The organism is Yersinia enterocolitica subsp. enterocolitica, from assembly GCF_901472495.1.
Taxonomy (GTDB): Bacteria; Pseudomonadota; Gammaproteobacteria; order Enterobacterales; family Enterobacteriaceae; genus Yersinia; species Yersinia enterocolitica.
Window position 1 is genome coordinate 251,300 of record NZ_LR590469.1, and the last position, 16,045, is coordinate 267,344.

Genomic DNA, 16,045 nt, shown 5'->3' on the forward strand with positions numbered 1-16,045 from the left:
CTCCCGGCAAAATGTGATGACTTTAATAAAATAAATTCACAAAACACGATGAAGCATTCAAACAATAAAGCAATGAGGGTAATGCAAATCAATAACGATTAGAACTGATAGACCAGGCCAACAGCCAGAACGTTATCAGTGTTCAGTTTCAACTTATTATCGTCGTTAAGTTGGTTTATTTTATAATCAACATAGGTAGACATGTTTTTATTGAAGTAATAGTAAGCACCGATATCAACATATTTAACTAAATCGGCATCACCAATCCCTTCGATATCTTTTCCTTTAGACTGAATATAAGCCAAAGAAGGTTTTAATCCGAAATCAAATAGGTATTGCGCAACTAATTCAACGTTTTGTGTTTTATTAGCAAAACCACTGACGCTAGTTGAGACATTATTAATAACGGCAGTGCCGGAAATAGGCGTCATATTACGTGTTTCGGCGTAAGTTGCACCCAGGTAAACACCGTTATCGTCATATTTCAGACCGGTAGTCCAGGCATCTGCTTTATCGCCTTTACCAAATCGCCCTTCTTTCTGTGCGGTGGTGCGGTTAGATGAGGCATAGGCCGCACCTACACTAACACCTGCGCCAATTTCATAGCTGGAAGACAAACCGAAGCCGTCACCATTCTGTTTGGTGGCATCTGCGCGACCATTGGTATTGTCAGTTTCGCTGCCGTTTTTGCCCTGATATTGCAGGGAGAACTTCAGGCCATCAACCAGACCGAAGAAGTCAGTGTTACGATAAGTGGCAACGCCGGTTGTACGGCCAGTCATGAAGTTGTCGGTTCTGGTGTAGCTGTCATTACCGAATTCTGGCAGCATATCGGTCCAGGCGGCGATGTCATATAATACGCCGTAGTTACGGCCATAATCGATTGAGCCTAATTTCCCATAACGTAAACCGGCAAACGCTAAACGTGTTTTGTTATCTTTTGTTTCCTGGCTTTCAGCATAGTTAGCAGCAATGTTATATTCCCACTGACCATAACCTGTCAGTTGGTCGGTAATCTGGGTGGCACCTTTAAAACCAAAGCGGACATAAGACTTGTCGCCATCACTTTTATTATTATCAGAGAAGTAGTGTAGTGCTTTTACTTTTCCGTATAAATCGAGTTTATTGCCGTCTTTATTATAGATTTCTGCTGCATGTGAAGTTGTGGCAACTAATAAGGCTGGTACCAGGATTGCCAGAATATTACGTTTCATATTTTTTGCCCTGTTTCTCTTATTTAAAAAGACGCGAGTAGTAGAATTTTTTGCTGTATTCAATATCTGTCTGAATTCATCCAGCGCAGAATTTTTACCGCATCTGTGTGATATATTTATGACAAAACATAAATAACTGCGACATTGCGTAAATATTGTTCATTTTTATTAGCGATAAACTGACACTTCATCTGTAGCCTAAATAATTCGAGTTGGAGGAAGGCGGCAACCGATTTGAACAGCATTTATGCTGCCCGCAGGGTGAGCCTCAGAGATGAGGCTCATTAATCCCGATGAGCTTACATAAGTCAGTGATTCGGGTTATTGAGTGTAGCCAACGCACATGCAGCTTGAAGTATGACGGGTATGGTGCTTTCGGGCTGACGTGAGCGTTGCGGTGTGGGACAATAGGGCAACATTCAGTTTAGATAAGATATGCATGGCGTTATCCCCGGCAGTAAAAGAACAAATAAGTCAGTGGTATAAGGCTCTTTCGCAGCAGATTCCGGATTTTATTTCCCGTACGCCGCAGCGCCAGATGATCGCCGAAGTGGCGAAAACGCTGGCGGGTGATGCTGGCCGACATTTGGCTATCGAGGCCCCGACGGGGGTCGGCAAAACCCTGTCTTATCTGATCCCTGGTATTGCTGTCGGCCGGGCGGAAAGCAAGCCGCTGGTGGTCAGTACCGCAAATGTGGCGTTGCAGGATCAGATTTACAGCAAAGATTTGCCGCTGTTGAAGAAGATTATTCCCGACCTTAAGTTCACCGGTGCCTTCGGGCGTGGGCGATATGTCTGTCCGCGCAATCTGGCGGCGATGTGCACCGATGTTTCCGGGCAAGGGGATTTATCACTCTTTCTCGGCGATGAGTTGGCACCCGCCAATGGTGAGGAGCAGGCAACCTGTTTAGCGCTGTCCAAATCATTGAACAGCCATGTCTGGGATGGGCTGCGTGACCATCATCAGTTATCACTCAGTGACAGTTTATGGGCTAAATTAAGTACCGATAAAGTCAATTGCCTGGGGCGTAATTGCCATTATTTTCGTGAATGTCCGTTCTTTATTGCCCGCAAGGAAATTGAGAGCGCCGATGTGGTGGTAGCCAATCATGCTTTAGTCATGGCAGCACTGGAAACTGAATCCGTATTACCCAATCCAAAAGAGCTGCTGCTGGTGTTGGATGAGGGCCATCATCTGCCAGATGTAGCCCGTGATGCACTCGAGATTGAAGGTGAAATCACCGCCGTTTTTGCCAATATGCAATTGGATATGATTGTTCGGCTGGTGGATCAATGCATGGTGCAATATCGGCCTAAAAACCCTCCCGGTTTAGCGAATCCCGAACGTTTAAAAGACCATTGCGAACAACTGCGTGAGCTGATGTTGAGTGTCGAGCAGCAAGTTAACCAACTGCTGCCAGCCGATGGCAGTCCGGCGGTATATCGTTTTGAAATGGGGGAACTACCCGGTAGTTTGACGGAAGATTGTGCCAAATTATTCAAGTTAACCGATGCGTTACGTGGCCTGGCTGAGTTCGTTCTCAATGATTTAAGCGAACAAACCGGCAAGCACGATATTGTGCGGTTACATCGTGCTATTTTGCAAATGAGCCGGACATTGGGTTATCTGGAGGCCATGAGCAAACTTTGGCGCTTGGCGGCGATGGCAAAAGCCTCGAATGCACCGATTTCCAAGTGGATTACCCGAGATTATCGTGAGAACCAAACGCATCTCTATTTCCACTGTGTGGGAATACGCGTCAGCGATCAGTTGGATAAAATGCTGTGGCGCAAAGTGCCGCACGTCATTGTCACTTCTGCCACTTTACGTTCGCTTAATAGTTTTGCTCGTTTGCAGGAACTCAGCGGGTTGAGTGAGAAGGCCGGAGACCGATTTGAAACCTTGTCATCGCCGTTTAATCATATTGAGCAAGGGAAGCTGATTATTCCCAAAATGCGCTTTGAACCCACCATGGCCCATGAGGCTGAGCATCTGGCGGAAATGGCGCAATTTTTCCGTACCCAACACGCCAGCGGGCGGCATAAGGGCATGTTGATCCTATTTAGTAGCCATCGGGCGATGCAAACTTTCCTCAGTCATGTCACTGATCTGCGCTTGATGTTGTTAGTTCAGGGCGATCAACCGCGCTATCGGCTGGTAGAAGAGCACCGCAAGCGAGTGAAAAAGGGCACCGCCAGTGTATTGATAGGTTTGCAATCTTTTGCTGAAGGATTGGATTTGAAAGGTGAATTATTGACTCAGGTTCATATACACAAAATTTCATTTCCACCTATCGACAGCCCGGTGATTCTGACCGAAGGGGAATGGCTTAAGTCGTTGAATCGCTATCCGTTTGAGGTGCAAAGTTTGCCAAGTGCGTCGTTCAACTTGATTCAGCAGGTTGGGCGTTTGATTCGCAGTAACCAATGCCACGGTGAAATTGTTATTTATGACCGGCGTTTATTAACCAAGGGTTATGGTTCGCGATTGTTGGCGGCGCTACCTGTTTTCCCTATTGAGCAGCCCGATATGCCGGAGGGCAAAGTTGTTACTACTCCCATGGTGAAAGCGGTTGCTAAGGCCTCAGGGAAGAAAGTACGAAGAAAACGAACAGCCTTATAGTGGTTGCTAAGCTGGTTTGGTTATGAAGCGGAGCGAGTGATTATTCCGATTGATAATCGACCAGCCTATATTGCGATTTACTTAAATTTCATGGCAAATCTCATTTCTCAAGTTAATAATTTCTGAAAAAAACCATTTGATCTGAAATCTTTTCTGATAGGCATGAATCCAGTGACTAATATTATATCAGCCGCTGGTAAGCTGACCCTAACAAGTCAAGCCTGGCAGTACCTCCGGTGAAAATTGCTGGTTATTGGTTAGCGGCAATGCTAACTGCTATCGACATATTTGGCGGGCAGAGGTAGATCAGAATGAAACAGCTAATGGCAGAGTTTATTGGCACTTTCTGGCTGGTATTAGGCGGGTGTGGCAGTGCAGTATTGGCGGCAATGTTCCCGGTAGCGGGTATCGGATTTCTCGGTGTGGCGTTGGCATTCGGGCTGACTGTTGTCACGATGGCTTATGCATTAGGGCATGTCTCTGGTGCGCATTTTAACCCTGCGGTGTCGCTTGGTTTATGGGTCGGAGGCCGTTTTTCTGGCGCGCAATTGATTCCTTATATCATTGCACAAGTACTGGGGGGGGTTAGCCGGGGCGGCAATTTTGTATTTAATCGCCAGTGGTAAGGCCGGTTTCGATGTGACAGCCGGATTTGCCAGTAACGGCTTTGGCGTCCGCTCACCGGGGGGTTATAGCTTACAAGCGGTATTGGTCGCCGAAGTGATTCTAACTATGGGGTTCGTGATGGTGATTATGGGGGCGACGGATATACGTTCTCCGGCAGTAGCCGCACCGCTGGCGATCGGTCTGTGTCTGACACTGATTCACTTAATTAGCATTCCGGTAGATAACACTTCAGTTAATCCAGCCCGTAGCACCGGGGTAGCCATTTTTGCCGGTGGAATTGCATTACAGCAGTTATGGGTATTTTGGTTAGCACCTTTAGTCGGCGGAGCCTTAGGGGGAGCTATCTACCGTGTGTTGTTTAGCCCACCGGAAGAGTTGAATAATAGATAGAGATATACAGGTCACTGCGGTGCTTCACCCTCAGCAGTGGCCTGTTTCACCCGCAAACTGACCGCTATTAACTCCGTTAGTGATATTGTTCCCGCAGCTTTTATCCCCCACTTAACCTGGTAACTATTTCGGGCATATCCATCCCTATCGATGATAAAGTTTCAGTCATATACATTTTCAAAACATTGATAGGGGAAATGCCGCACCATGAATTACAGCAAAATTATCAAAGAGATTGGGCGCGGTAAAAATCATGCCCGCGATTTGGATCAGGATACCGCCTGTGAACTGTATAAAGCCATGTTGGCCGGACAAGTACCTGCGCTGGAATTGGGTGCTATCCTGATTGCATTTCGTATCAAAGGTGAGTCTGAACAGGAAATTCTGGGATTTTATCAGGCTATGCAGCAACAGGTTATGCCCCTGCGTGTACCCGCTGGCCGCCCGTTGCCGGTCGTCATTCCAAGCTACAACGGAGCGCGTAAACAAGCCAATCTCACCCCGTTATTGGCATTATTGCTCTCGCGTCTTGGGCTACCCGTAGTGGTGCACGGCGTGACAGAAGATAACAGTCGGGTGACCAGTGCCGAGATTTTCCAACAGTTGGATATCCCTTGGTCACACAACTCAGCAGAGGCTCAGCAGCGCCTGGATAATGGGTTGCCGGTATTTATTCCCGTTTCAGCGCTGTCCGCTCAATTGGACGAACAATTACAGCAACGCTGGCGTATGGGTGTGAGAAACAGCAGCCACACCTTAGCAAAGTTGGCAACACCCTTTATTCACGATCAAGCACTGCGTCTGGCCAGCGTATCTCATCCAGAATATATGCAAAAAGTTGGCGGTTTTTTCCAGGCGATTAATGCCCCCGCCTTGTTGCAGCAAGGAACTGAAGGGGAAGTTTATGCAAATCCGTTACGCTGCCCGCCAATTCACTATATCAATAACGGTGAGCAGCAAATTTTATTGGATCGCCAACCAGAACCGGGTGAGCTTGAATTACCTTCGTCGAAAGATGCAGCTATAACCGCACGCTGGATTGAGGATTGTTTGGCTGGTGTTTTACCTATTCCTGATTCTATCCAGAAACAGCTGGCATGCTGTTTAGTTGCCGTGGGGCAGGTGAACACAGTCGAACTTGCACAGCAACAGATTAATGACTTATACGGAATCACCATCACTCGGTAGATGTCATGACGTTATTGTATGTTTTATTGAGTTTGGGTTGCATAAATATTTGTAATGGATATTTTCCTATTTAAATGGTTCTTACCATATAAAATATAGAGTTTTTTATTTAAATATAATCACGACTTGTTGTCTTTTTTTACAGTGATAGACTGAAAAAGTCGTTTTTTTTTCTTGTCTGAATATGTTTTTAATGAAAAATAGCCAAAAAGGAGCGCTATGCAACTAGCTTTGAACTACTTTACTGCTTTGAATAAGGATTATCTGGCTGTTCATCAGGCTAAAGAAGCTCTTTTCTGGCAGAACTATATGGGGTTGGGTGGGGAGGATATTGCACAGCAATTCTCTACAGCCGAGACTGTTTATAAGCGTTTTATTGCACAGAGCCATCGTTTAAAGGAGTTACGTGATCTGATTGCCCAGTTGGAAAGTGAACCCACCACCGCCGAGCGTGATGAGTTATTGCATGGCTTGCAGGGGTGGTATCGCTTTTTTGATTGTAATGCCATTGAAGATCCAGACACGCAAGTATTACTTGATAAGATTATTGCTGCCGAATCAAATCTTTATCAGCGACGCAAAGCCCTCACTTTGACACATCTAAATACTGCTGGTGAGCGGGTTCCGGCTTCCTTGGGTGAGTTATTGACCAACCAAGGCACCAATGAGAATGCGGAGTGTCGATACAGTTCGCATTTAGCATTACGTGAGCTGGAACAATGGCTATTACACAATGGCTTGCCCGAACTAATAAGTTTACGTAATCGTTTTGCGCGAAAATTGGGTTATCGCAATTACTTTGATTACAAAGTGAATAAAACCGAGCAGATGACACCGGAACAGCTATTTGCCATTTTGGATCGCTTCGAAGAACAGACGCGCGAGGCGAATTTACGTAGTTTGCAGCAATTAGCAGAAGAGAAAGGCCCAGAAACGCTGGAGCCGTGGAATATCCGCTTTGCTAGTGGGGGCGATGTTACTCGTCAATTAGACCCTTACTTCCCCTTTGCCGAGTCACTCGACCGCTGGGTCAATAGCTTTAAGCGGCTGCATATTGGTTTTCGCGGCGCACAGATGAATTTAGATCTGTTGGTGCGCAAAGGAAAATATGAAAATGGGTTTATGCATGGGCCAGTACCGCCTTTTGTTGATCAGGGTAAGTGGATACCAGCGCGGATCAACTTCACGAGTTTAGCTAAACCTGATCAGGTTGGAAGTGGTGCTTCGGGCCTAAATACGTTATTTCACGAAGGTGGTCATGCGGCTCACTTTTCTAACATTGTGCAAAACTCGCCCTGTTTCTCACAAGAATTCCCTCCAACTTCAATGGCCTATGCTGAAACGCAATCCATGTTTTGTGATAGACTGCTTGATGATGCTGATTGGTTAAAACGTTATGCAAAAAATAGTGCGGGTGAATCCGTTCCTGATGCATTAATTCAGGAAAGTATTCAGGCGCGACAACCTATGCGGGCTTTTAATGATCGCCACATTTTATTAGTGCCTTATTTTGAATGGCAGCTGTATCAGTGGGATGACGCACAATGCACGCCAGAGGCGATGACTCAGCTTGCCCGGGATATTGAGCTAAAAATTCTGGGTGTCAGCGGCAGTCCACGTCCGACATTGGCTATCCCACATTTGTTATCAATGGAGTCCGCTTGCTCCTATCAAGGCTATCTATTGGCATTGATGGCGGTAGAGCAGACCAGGGCATTCTTCCTCAAACGCGATGGTTATCTGACGGACAACCCGGCTATTGGCCCAGATCTCGCTGAGCATTATTGGCGACCTGGTAATAGTGTCAGTCACGATGAGACATTGCGTAGCCTGACAGGGGAAGGCTTCAATCCAGATTATCTGGCCAAGGTGTGTAATCAAACCGTTGCAGAAGCCTGGCGTGAAGCACAGAAAACAATTGAACTGGCGGCGATACGGCCACAACCGACAGCAAATTTTGACTTAGACGTTACTCTGCGAGTGGTTGATGGAGATGAACAGCTGGCAGACAATTTGCGAGGAGATGAGGCGATGTGCCGCACATTTTCCAACGCCATAAATGCACGGCTCAAGTCAGTGTAGTGTGTTGTTTTTTTTATATAAAAAATCCCATCAGGTTTGCTGATGGGATTTTTCTCTTACAGCAATGACACGAATGATAAATCCCGTCCATATTGCTGCAATGTATTTAAGGGTAAAATGTATCTTAAGGGCAAATTAGTTATAAATAACCGCAGTACCGTGCATCAAGTTATTGCCTGTCGCTGAAGTGATAGTGAAAGCTTTAGCACCAGCAGCATCTGCTTTTTCTGCCAGTTGCGCTTTCAAGCTGCTCAGGTCAGTGACGCCACTGACGGAAACCACACCAACTTGCTCTAATTTAGCCGCATCCTGGCTGCTGACGTATTCAGCAGCAAAACTACCGAAAGATAAAGTAGACAGGGCGATAACTGCAACGAAATTTTTGATGTTTTTCATGATGTATTCCTATTCGATTTTAAGATTGAAAGGGCGTTTCCTTTCGATGGAAGCTATATTACGCCTTTGGTGAAATTTTAAAACCGGATAGAATTGAGTTATTCATTCAAAATATTTGACTTATAATTACCGAGGTTTCATCCCCTCTGGCCGTAACAGATCAAACCGCAAATCATCGGTAATCTGGTAATAAGCACTGGGGCCACCGCCACGTAAAATAGGTTGGGCGGCGGCTGTTTGGTAAATCCCTTCGGCATTGAGCAGTTCACCATGAATGTGCACGGCGATAACTTCACCTAATATCAGCCAGTTATCAATTACTGCTCCTTCAGCATTTTTTAACTGAATGCATTGCGTCAATTTACATTCAAAATTAACCGGACTTTCTGCCACGCAATCGACATTGACTCGACGTCCACGTCTGGCGGTCAATTGGGCAAATTGAAACTCATCTTGATCCCGTGGTAGAGAGGCCGAACTATTATTCATGGCCTCAGCCAGCGGGCGGGTCGCCAGATTCCAGACAAATTCCCTGGTTTCGGTGATATTCGCTACGCTATCTTTCCAACCACTACTGGAAAAACCAATAATTGGTGGGCGGTCACTAAAGCAATTAAAGAAACTATAAGGCGCAAGGTTACGTTGCCCAGACCCGCTTACCGAGGAGATCCAGCCAATAGGACGCGGGCTAATAATGGACTTCAGTGGATCATGCGCCAGACCGTGGCCTGTTGCCGGTTCGTAGTAATAATAGTTTTCTGCGCTCATACATTCCTACATTGCACAATGGTCAGATAAAGGCCAGAAAAGATTAATTCATCCGGTATTCTGGTTTGAGATAAATCGACGGATAGCGAGCAGCCTCTTTTGCTGCTGACCCGTTTCACATGAATTTATGCTATCTTACGCGCCAGAAAATGCCTATCAGAGAGTCAGTACGATGGAAAACAAAAAAGTATTCCCGAAAGAAAAAAGTGGATTGCACCCGCGCAACCGTCATCGCTCACGTTATGACTTTGATGCTCTTTCAGTGAGTTGCCCCGAGCTAATCCCTTTTTTGGCACCGACAGCCTACGGGGATATTTCTATCGACTTCGCCTCCCCACTGGCAGTAAAAATGCTGAATAAGGCATTATTAAAACATTTTTATGGCATTGAATATTGGGATATTCCGGCTGACTTTTTATGTCCACCGATTCCAGGTCGTGCCGATTATGTGCATCATCTGGCTGATTTATTAGCCAGCTGCAATGACGGAGTTATCCCGCAAGGTAAGAATGTTGCTGTGCTGGATATTGGTGTGGGTGCAAACTGTATTTATCCTATTATTGGTCAACGGGAATACGGCTGGCGCTTCACCGGGACTGACATTGACCCGCAAGCCCTGAGTGCGGCCAAAATGGTGGTATCCATGAATCCGACACTGAAAAATACCCTGCGACTTAAGCAACAAAAAAATCCACAAGCGATTTTCGACGGTATCTTGGCGGTGAATGAACGCTACGATGCCACATTGTGTAATCCACCGTTCCACGGTTCAGCAGAAGAAGCAGCAGCAACCACGCGGCGTAAACTGCATAAACTGGGTAAAAGTGAAGTTGCAGCCAAGCCAGTGCAAAACTTTGGTGGTAAAAATAGTGAGCTGTGGTGTGAGGGCGGCGAAGAAGGTTTTGTCAGCCGCATGGTGGCAGAGAGCGCGACGAAGGCGCAAAATTGCTTCTGGTTTACTTCACTGATCTCTAAAAAGACAACATTACCTGCTATCTATCATGCTCTGCGTTACGCCAATGCGGTTGAAGTTCGTACCATTGATATGGCTCAGGGGCAGAAAGTCAGCCGATTTGTTGCATGGACGTTTCTGACGCCGGAGCAACAGGCGGCCTGGAAAGCTGAACGCTGGTAATCCCCGTCGGCCTTGGCGCTACAGGGGTGTTGGCTGCATGCACTTACCCGAATCACTGACATCTGTCAGCTCATCGGGATGTGTTTACTTGCCGCCTACCTGCAACACCAATGACTTTGGGGATACTTTTCTTTGGCCTTGGCGCTACAGGGGTGTTGGCTGCATGCACTTACCCGAGTCAATGACTGCCCGTTGACCTTAAAATAAATAAGCTCAGTGGGATGCGTTTACTGGTCACCGGGTGGCAATATTCAATTATCTGGATATTGCCCTATTTCCTACTATTTTATTTCAATATTGCTCAGTTGGCTGTCAATCTAAATACTTTCGGCTATGCTAATTAAGATAAATATTAGTCAGACAATATAGCCGACAAAGGTAGATTTTATTTTTCCCCATATTTAATTTTATTTACTCAGCTATCTCATCGTCCAGGGTGAAGAATAAAACTTAAAGAAAATTCTATTAAGGGTTTTCTGGGTTTTGTTGTGCAAACACGTTAATGGTCACATGACTTATTTGCAGCACAATCTTTCACCATAAGGACTCAACTTATGTTGTTCAATTTCAGCTCCTCTCATGTATCAAAGCGCGCCGAACTGACCTCGATTGATAGTGCCGTCCCTATGATTATTTTCAAACCTGATGGCACAGTAAAATACGCTAATACCTTATTTCTACAGGCTATGGGATACCAACGAGAAGAGGTCGTCGGGCAACATCATAAACTGTTTTGTGACCCGAAATATGTACAAAGTGATGCTTACCGTCGCCACTGGCAATTGCTCAATGAAGGGCGGGCCATTACCGATAATATTAAACGTATTCGCAAAGACGGCAGTATTATTTGGCTACAAGGGACATATACACCGGTGCTCGATAGCCAAGGGCGGGTGGTGGAAATTATTAAACTTGCCAGTGATGTAACTGAGCGAATGTTGCAGTCTCAGGAACATCAGAGTTTATTGGCTGCGCTAAATCGCTCAATGGGAATGATCACCTTCACACCCCAAGGTATTATTTTAGATGCCAATGATAATTTGCTAAATGTTATTGGTTATTCATTGGCTGATATTCGGCATAAGTCTCATCAGATTTTGTGTACTCCAGAATTCGCTCACTCCGATGAATATCGTCAGCATTGGCAGCGGTTAGCCCGTGGTGAGTTCATTGTTGGGCGCTTTGAGCGCATGAACAGTCGTGGTCAGCGTGTTTGGCTGGAAGCGAGCTATAACCCGATTATGGACAAGGAGGGGCAGGTGCTGAAAGTGGTGAAAATTGCGCAGGATATTACGCCACTGATGTTGCAGCAGGAGCAAGAAGAGAATCTGATTCGTGATGTGCACCATTTATCATTAACCACCGACCGGTCAGCGTCGCAAGGGGCCGAGATTGTCCAGCAGGCGGTTCGCGGTATGCAGGAAGTGGAGTCGGTTGCTCGCGAAACTTCAGATGTTATCAGCGAGTTAGGTCGTTGCTCGAATGAGATTGGCACCATTGTTGAAGCCATTCGTAAAATTTCCTCACAAACTAACTTATTGGCAATCAATGCTTCAATAGAAGCGGCTCATGCCGGTGAACACGGTAAAGGGTTTTCTGTAGTGGCGAGTGAAGTGCGTATATTGGCAGAAAGTTCCCGTAAAGCGGCCACTGAAATCGAGCATATGACCAAGACGATTCAGAACGGTGTGATGGCGGCCATCAAGGGCATGGGAGTGTGTGTCGAGCAGGCTGGCGGTGGCGTCACGCTGACCCAAGATGCCGGTGAAGTTATCCATCAGGTGAATATTGGGATGCAAGATGTGGTGAAGTTGATGACGGCGTTTTCTCAGGTCAAGAATCAGCAACCCCATATATGACTGGGCGTTAGCACAAAAAAGCGGGTATCAGTAAAGATACCCGCCATTCTATTTTAACGTCGTGATTTTATTGCTCTGCTAAATCGCACATCAGGAAACATGTTGTAGGAATTCCTGTAAACGTTCACTGGGTGGATTTGAGATTAAACTATCAGGGTCACCATCCTGCGCCACCCGGCCTTTATCGATAAAGATCAGGCGTGATGCTACTTTTTGGGCAAAACCCACTTCGTGGGTCACGATGACCATAGTCATGCCTTCTTCAGCCAAATCTTTCATTACCGTCAAGACTTCATGACGCAATTCCGGATCCAGTGCTGAGGTTGGTTCATCAAACAGCATTAGCTTAGGTTTGACCGCCAGAGCACGGGCAATAGCTACGCGCTGCTGTTGTCCACCGGACAGCTCTGCCGGGTAATGATGAGCACGCTCTTCCAATCCCACCTTGGTCAATAGCTCCATAGCGAGTTTGTTGGCCGCTTCCTTAGAAGCTCCACGCACACGGATGGGGCCAAATGCCACGTTTTCCAACGCAGTCAAATGCGGGAAAAGATAAAACTGTTGGAATACCATACCTGCTTCCTGACGAATCAGGCGTTCATCAACTTTGGGATCATTGACATCCAGGCCATCGACAATCAGCTGACCACTGGTAATGACTTCCAGCTTATTGATACAACGCAGCAGGGTAGATTTACCCGAGCCGGAAGGACCAATAATAACCACCACTTCTCCCTTGGTGATATTCAGATTGATGTCGTGGAGCACTTGGGTTTTACCAAAGTGTTTGGAGACGTTTTTGAATTCAATCATATTATTTTCAGTTTTCTTTCTAACCGGCGCAGAACGAAGCTCAGAGCCAAGGTGATTATCAGGTAGATAACCGCAACCGCACTCCAAATTTCCATGGCGCGGAAGTTACCGGCAATAATTTCCTGACCCTGTCGAGTCAGTTCAGCTACGCCAATCACGATAAACAGTGAGGTGTCTTTGATGCTGACGATCCATTGGTTACCTAATGGTGGCAGCATGCGACGTAGAGCTAAAGGTGCAATCACGTAGCGCAAGGTATCGCGTTTGGACAAGCCCAACGCCAGACCGGCTTCACGGAACCCATTATGAATTGACAGCACTGCACCACGGGTGATTTCCGCGATGTATGCGCCTGAGTTAATCATGATCGTCACAACGGCTGCTGAGAAGGGATCGATGCGCACTGGCATCATCATCGGTAGCGCGAAGTAGATGAACATCACCTGCACCACAATTGGCGTGCCACGGATTAGCTCAATAAACACTAATGCGATATTTCTGCTCAGCCAACCGCCATAGGCGCGGGCAAAACCTGCTATAACCCCAATAATCAGGCCGCCAAGCAACCCCAGGACCGAAATCCATAGGGTTAACTTGGCACCTTCAAGCAGGATTGGGATGGCGGGCCAAATAGCGCTCCATTCAAACTGCATGGATATTCTCCTGGTCTATACTCGTCATACTTCGAACTTTCAGAGTATAAAAAATTTAAAAATGAATTACTTAGGTTCTACGCCGAACCATTTTTTATAAATTGCAGCGTAAGTGCCGTCTTCTTTCAGGGATTTCAGCGCTGCGTTAACTTTTTCACGCAGGTCACTGCCTTGTGGGAATGCTACACCATACTGTTGAGCTTTAATGGAATCACCCACCGCTTTGAACTGGCCATTACCGGCAGTTTTGATGAAGTAAAGAATGTTTGGTGTGTCATGCAAAACAGCATCAGCATTGCCTGTACCTAGCTCCAAATACGCATTGTCGATATTCGGGAATTGGCGCAGGTCTTTGGTTTTGATGTTGGCTTTAGCATAATCGACAGAGCCGGTGCCGCTTTTCACTGCCAGCACTTTGCCTGCCAGATCAGCTTCGCCTTTAATGTCGTTGTTATTCGCTTTAACCATCACCAGCAAGCCGCTGTTGTAATAGCCATCAGAGAAATCGACTGCTTTTTTACGCTCGTCGGTAATGGTGATACCGGCCAGTGCCAGATCCACGTTTTTAGTTTGCAACGCAGGAATGATGCCACTGAAATCCATTGGTTTCAGGGTGTATTTCAGATCCAGTTTCTTCGCGATGGCATCCCATAAGTCGATATCGAAACCGACATATTTATCCCCTTGTTTGAACTCAAAAGGAACGAACGCGGTGTCTGTGGCAACAATCAGTTCTTTTTCTGCGGCGTGGGAGCTAACGGCAAAGGCCAGCGCGAGAGCGGCCAATGAAACTTTGACAAGTGACTTCATAAGTGGGAGTTCCTTTGTGCTTTTGTGGATTACCCGTTGTTGTTGATATTGTGGTCAAACTGCAACGCCAACCGCGCGGGGCATGGGGATCCATTTTTGTCTTTCAGGGTGCAATATGAAAAGATCGTGCCAGAAATGCAAGTTATTTAAAAATAAAGAATTTTATCAAACTAATTAGCAGGCCATTACCTGGCTGGCTCTGGTTGCACCAAGTTAGCCCACCAAAATGGTGCGTTAATATCATTATGGTGCAAACATCCAATTATTTACTTATTATTAACTCGCCAGTCAATAATAAACAATCTATAACCAACATTGGTGTAACAATATTGTTAACTGTATCGGGTTTTTGTTCGAAAAGAGGGCAATGAGGGAGAGTAGGGGGAACTATCTGAGTTGGCTATCTTTACTGCCACGGCGGTTATACCCGGAATGGGTTGTTTGACGTTTATCTAATTCATTTTGGCAGGCCAGGCAATGTTTAACACCGGCCAGCGCTTTGCGCCGCGCTTCTGGAATGATTTGACCACATTCCAGACAATATATTTCGCTATCGCCTTTGCCCAGCGCAAGGCGTGCACGCTCGATGGCATCTTCCAGAGTGGAGTCAATTTGATCTTGTACTGCGCCGTCTCCTGCCCATCCACTTGCCATATAACCTCCCTAAACAGAACCGGATCACCGGCCCTGTTTGATTTTCTTCAAATTGTAGGAATGCTGACTGTTCTCAGTTAATGTTTTCCCGCGCTTTGAAAGCTATCGGCGATATATCACTGATCTTCAAGATTGGCTTCGAGGAACCACAGGAATTTATCAAGGTCACGCGATGCAGCAGTAAACATGTCCGCGCTATCTTCATCTTTGACTTCTGTTATGGCTTTGCGCACAAAGTTCGCCACCACACCATAACGATCTGCTAACTCTTTCAGATGCTCTTGCACGCTATGAATACGAGTTGGATAGCTCTCCAACGGTGTTTTTTCAGTCACCAATTGTGCAGTACCGAGAGCAATGCCACCGAGTTGTACCGCGCGTTCTGCAAAGGTATCCAGATGATCATTGATGGTGGTGCGGAAGCCATCGAGCATTTCATGCACGGCGATAAAATTGGCACCGCGCATATTCCAGTGCGCTTGTTTGGTGATAAGCGACAGATCGATAAACTGAATAACCAGCTCATTTAATAGTTTAATTGTCAGCGTTTTAGTATGTTCATCAACATCATTACGTGTATAGATAAGTTCGGAAGATTTTGCTTTTACCAGTTTTGCTGTACTCATAATAGGTATCCCTTTATTGAGTTGATTACCAATTTCTTCACCGCAATAAGTATAACAAAGATATTTAATTTTGCAGGACAGATAGTGCCTATCAATTAAATAGCCCATTACTGAATCTGTTTGAAAGTGTAATTTAGTGTTTCATAAATAAAATATTATCATTCTTATTATTGCGTCCAATTGGTAATGACTATTACTATGATTTAT

Annotated in this window: 13 protein-coding genes and 1 pseudogene; 6 read left to right on the forward strand and 8 right to left on the reverse strand. The window is 45.9% G+C overall.

All coding sequences use genetic code 11. The features are described from left to right. Positions 1–98: 98 nt before the first annotated feature. Positions 99–1,214 (reverse strand): porin OmpF2, encoded by a 1,116-nt coding sequence (gene ompF2, locus FGL26_RS01250; protein WP_005168174.1) that lies wholly within the window; start codon positions 1,212–1,214, stop codon positions 99–101. A 439-nt stretch (positions 1,215–1,653) separates the two neighbouring features. Here ompF2 and dinG point away from each other — a divergent pair, with 439 nt between their 5' ends. The 4 genes and pseudogenes from dinG (at position 1,654) to FGL26_RS01270 (ending at position 8,124) form a co-directional block, all read left to right on the forward strand. Then, positions 1,654–3,837: an ATP-dependent DNA helicase DinG gene (gene dinG, locus FGL26_RS01255; RefSeq protein ID WP_005168176.1), complete on the forward strand. Its 2,184-nt coding sequence runs from the start codon at positions 1,654–1,656 to the stop codon at positions 3,835–3,837. A 311-nt stretch (positions 3,838–4,148) separates the two neighbouring features. Beyond that, positions 4,149–4,854: pseudogene (gene aqpZ / locus FGL26_RS01260) on the forward strand (aquaporin Z). A 207-nt stretch (positions 4,855–5,061) separates the two neighbouring features. Next, complete coding sequence (ybiB, locus tag FGL26_RS01265) at positions 5,062–6,042, forward strand: DNA-binding protein YbiB (RefSeq protein WP_005168179.1); 981 nt, start codon at positions 5,062–5,064, stop codon at positions 6,040–6,042. Positions 6,043–6,261: 219 nt separating this feature from the next. Continuing rightward, a complete protein-coding gene (locus tag FGL26_RS01270) occupies positions 6,262–8,124 on the forward strand; it encodes a M3 family metallopeptidase (protein WP_005168181.1) in 1,863 nt (620 codons plus the stop codon). Positions 8,125–8,259: 135 nt separating this feature from the next. Here the strand turns inward: FGL26_RS01270 and bhsA are convergent, their stop codons facing one another. Both bhsA and FGL26_RS01280 read right to left on the reverse strand, forming a co-directional pair. Then, positions 8,260–8,520 carry a multiple stress resistance protein BhsA gene (gene bhsA, locus FGL26_RS01275; protein WP_005168184.1) on the reverse strand — a complete coding sequence of 87 codons (261 nt, stop codon included), beginning with the start codon at positions 8,518–8,520 and terminating at the stop codon, positions 8,260–8,262. A gap of 126 nt (positions 8,521–8,646) precedes the next feature. Continuing rightward, positions 8,647–9,288: a flavin reductase family protein gene (locus FGL26_RS01280; RefSeq protein WP_005168185.1), complete on the reverse strand. Its 642-nt coding sequence runs from the start codon at positions 9,286–9,288 to the stop codon at positions 8,647–8,649. Positions 9,289–9,460: 172 nt separating this feature from the next. On the opposite strand from FGL26_RS01280, the gene rlmF reads away from it, so the two are divergent. Together rlmF and FGL26_RS01290 are read left to right on the forward strand one after the other, a co-directional pair. Further along, positions 9,461–10,423, forward strand: a complete 963-nt coding sequence (rlmF, locus tag FGL26_RS01285) for a 23S rRNA (adenine(1618)-N(6))-methyltransferase RlmF (protein WP_166792489.1) — start codon at positions 9,461–9,463, stop codon at positions 10,421–10,423. Positions 10,424–10,977: 554 nt separating this feature from the next. After that, a complete protein-coding gene (locus FGL26_RS01290) occupies positions 10,978–12,282 on the forward strand; it encodes a methyl-accepting chemotaxis protein (RefSeq protein WP_032909187.1) in 1,305 nt (434 codons plus the stop codon). Between the two features lie 90 nt (positions 12,283–12,372). On the opposite strand, the gene glnQ is transcribed toward FGL26_RS01290, so the two are convergent. From glnQ to dps, 5 genes are all read right to left on the reverse strand, one after another. Continuing rightward, a complete protein-coding gene (gene glnQ, locus FGL26_RS01295; protein ID WP_005168188.1) occupies positions 12,373–13,095 on the reverse strand; it encodes a glutamine ABC transporter ATP-binding protein GlnQ in 723 nt (240 codons plus the stop codon). Further along, positions 13,092–13,748 carry a glutamine ABC transporter permease GlnP gene (gene glnP, locus FGL26_RS01300; RefSeq protein WP_005168189.1) on the reverse strand — a complete coding sequence of 219 codons (657 nt, stop codon included), beginning with the start codon at positions 13,746–13,748 and terminating at the stop codon, positions 13,092–13,094. Before glnP ends, glnQ begins: the two co-directional genes overlap by 4 nt. Before the next feature lie 66 nt (positions 13,749–13,814). Further along, a complete protein-coding gene (gene glnH / locus FGL26_RS01305; RefSeq protein ID WP_004388693.1) occupies positions 13,815–14,558 on the reverse strand; it encodes a glutamine ABC transporter substrate-binding protein GlnH in 744 nt (247 codons plus the stop codon). A gap of 387 nt (positions 14,559–14,945) precedes the next feature. Further along, positions 14,946–15,212 (reverse strand): DksA/TraR family C4-type zinc finger protein, encoded by a 267-nt coding sequence (locus FGL26_RS01310; protein WP_005168190.1) that lies wholly within the window; start codon positions 15,210–15,212, stop codon positions 14,946–14,948. 116 nt (positions 15,213–15,328) lie between these two features. After that, a complete protein-coding gene (gene dps / locus FGL26_RS01315) occupies positions 15,329–15,838 on the reverse strand; it encodes a DNA starvation/stationary phase protection protein Dps (protein WP_005168192.1) in 510 nt (169 codons plus the stop codon). Positions 15,839–16,045 lie beyond the last annotated feature (207 nt).

What these genes read in the sequence shown, in the direction of transcription:
- ompF2 (WP_005168174.1), bottom strand. Translation starts at nt 1,214, where the DNA reads ATGAAACGTAATATTCTGGCAATCCTGGTACCAGCCTTATTAGTTGCC.
- rlmF (WP_166792489.1), top strand. Translation starts at nt 9,461, where the DNA reads ATGGAAAACAAAAAAGTATTCCCGAAAGAAAAAAGTGGATTGCACCCG.
- glnQ (WP_005168188.1), bottom strand. Translation starts at nt 13,095, where the DNA reads ATGATTGAATTCAAAAACGTCTCCAAACACTTTGGTAAAACCCAAGTG.
- dps (WP_005168192.1), bottom strand. Translation starts at nt 15,838, where the DNA reads ATGAGTACAGCAAAACTGGTAAAAGCAAAATCTTCCGAACTTATCTAT.
- FGL26_RS01310 (WP_005168190.1), bottom strand. Translation starts at nt 15,212, where the DNA reads ATGGCAAGTGGATGGGCAGGAGACGGCGCAGTACAAGATCAAATTGAC.
- glnH (WP_004388693.1), bottom strand. Translation starts at nt 14,558, where the DNA reads ATGAAGTCACTTGTCAAAGTTTCATTGGCCGCTCTCGCGCTGGCCTTT.
- dinG (WP_005168176.1), top strand. Translation starts at nt 1,654, where the DNA reads ATGGCGTTATCCCCGGCAGTAAAAGAACAAATAAGTCAGTGGTATAAG.
- FGL26_RS01290 (WP_032909187.1), top strand. Translation starts at nt 10,978, where the DNA reads ATGTTGTTCAATTTCAGCTCCTCTCATGTATCAAAGCGCGCCGAACTG.
- FGL26_RS01270 (WP_005168181.1), top strand. Translation starts at nt 6,262, where the DNA reads ATGCAACTAGCTTTGAACTACTTTACTGCTTTGAATAAGGATTATCTG.
- bhsA (WP_005168184.1), bottom strand. Translation starts at nt 8,520, where the DNA reads ATGAAAAACATCAAAAATTTCGTTGCAGTTATCGCCCTGTCTACTTTA.
- glnP (WP_005168189.1), bottom strand. Translation starts at nt 13,748, where the DNA reads ATGCAGTTTGAATGGAGCGCTATTTGGCCCGCCATCCCAATCCTGCTT.
- FGL26_RS01280 (WP_005168185.1), bottom strand. Translation starts at nt 9,288, where the DNA reads ATGAGCGCAGAAAACTATTATTACTACGAACCGGCAACAGGCCACGGT.
- ybiB (WP_005168179.1), top strand. Translation starts at nt 5,062, where the DNA reads ATGAATTACAGCAAAATTATCAAAGAGATTGGGCGCGGTAAAAATCAT.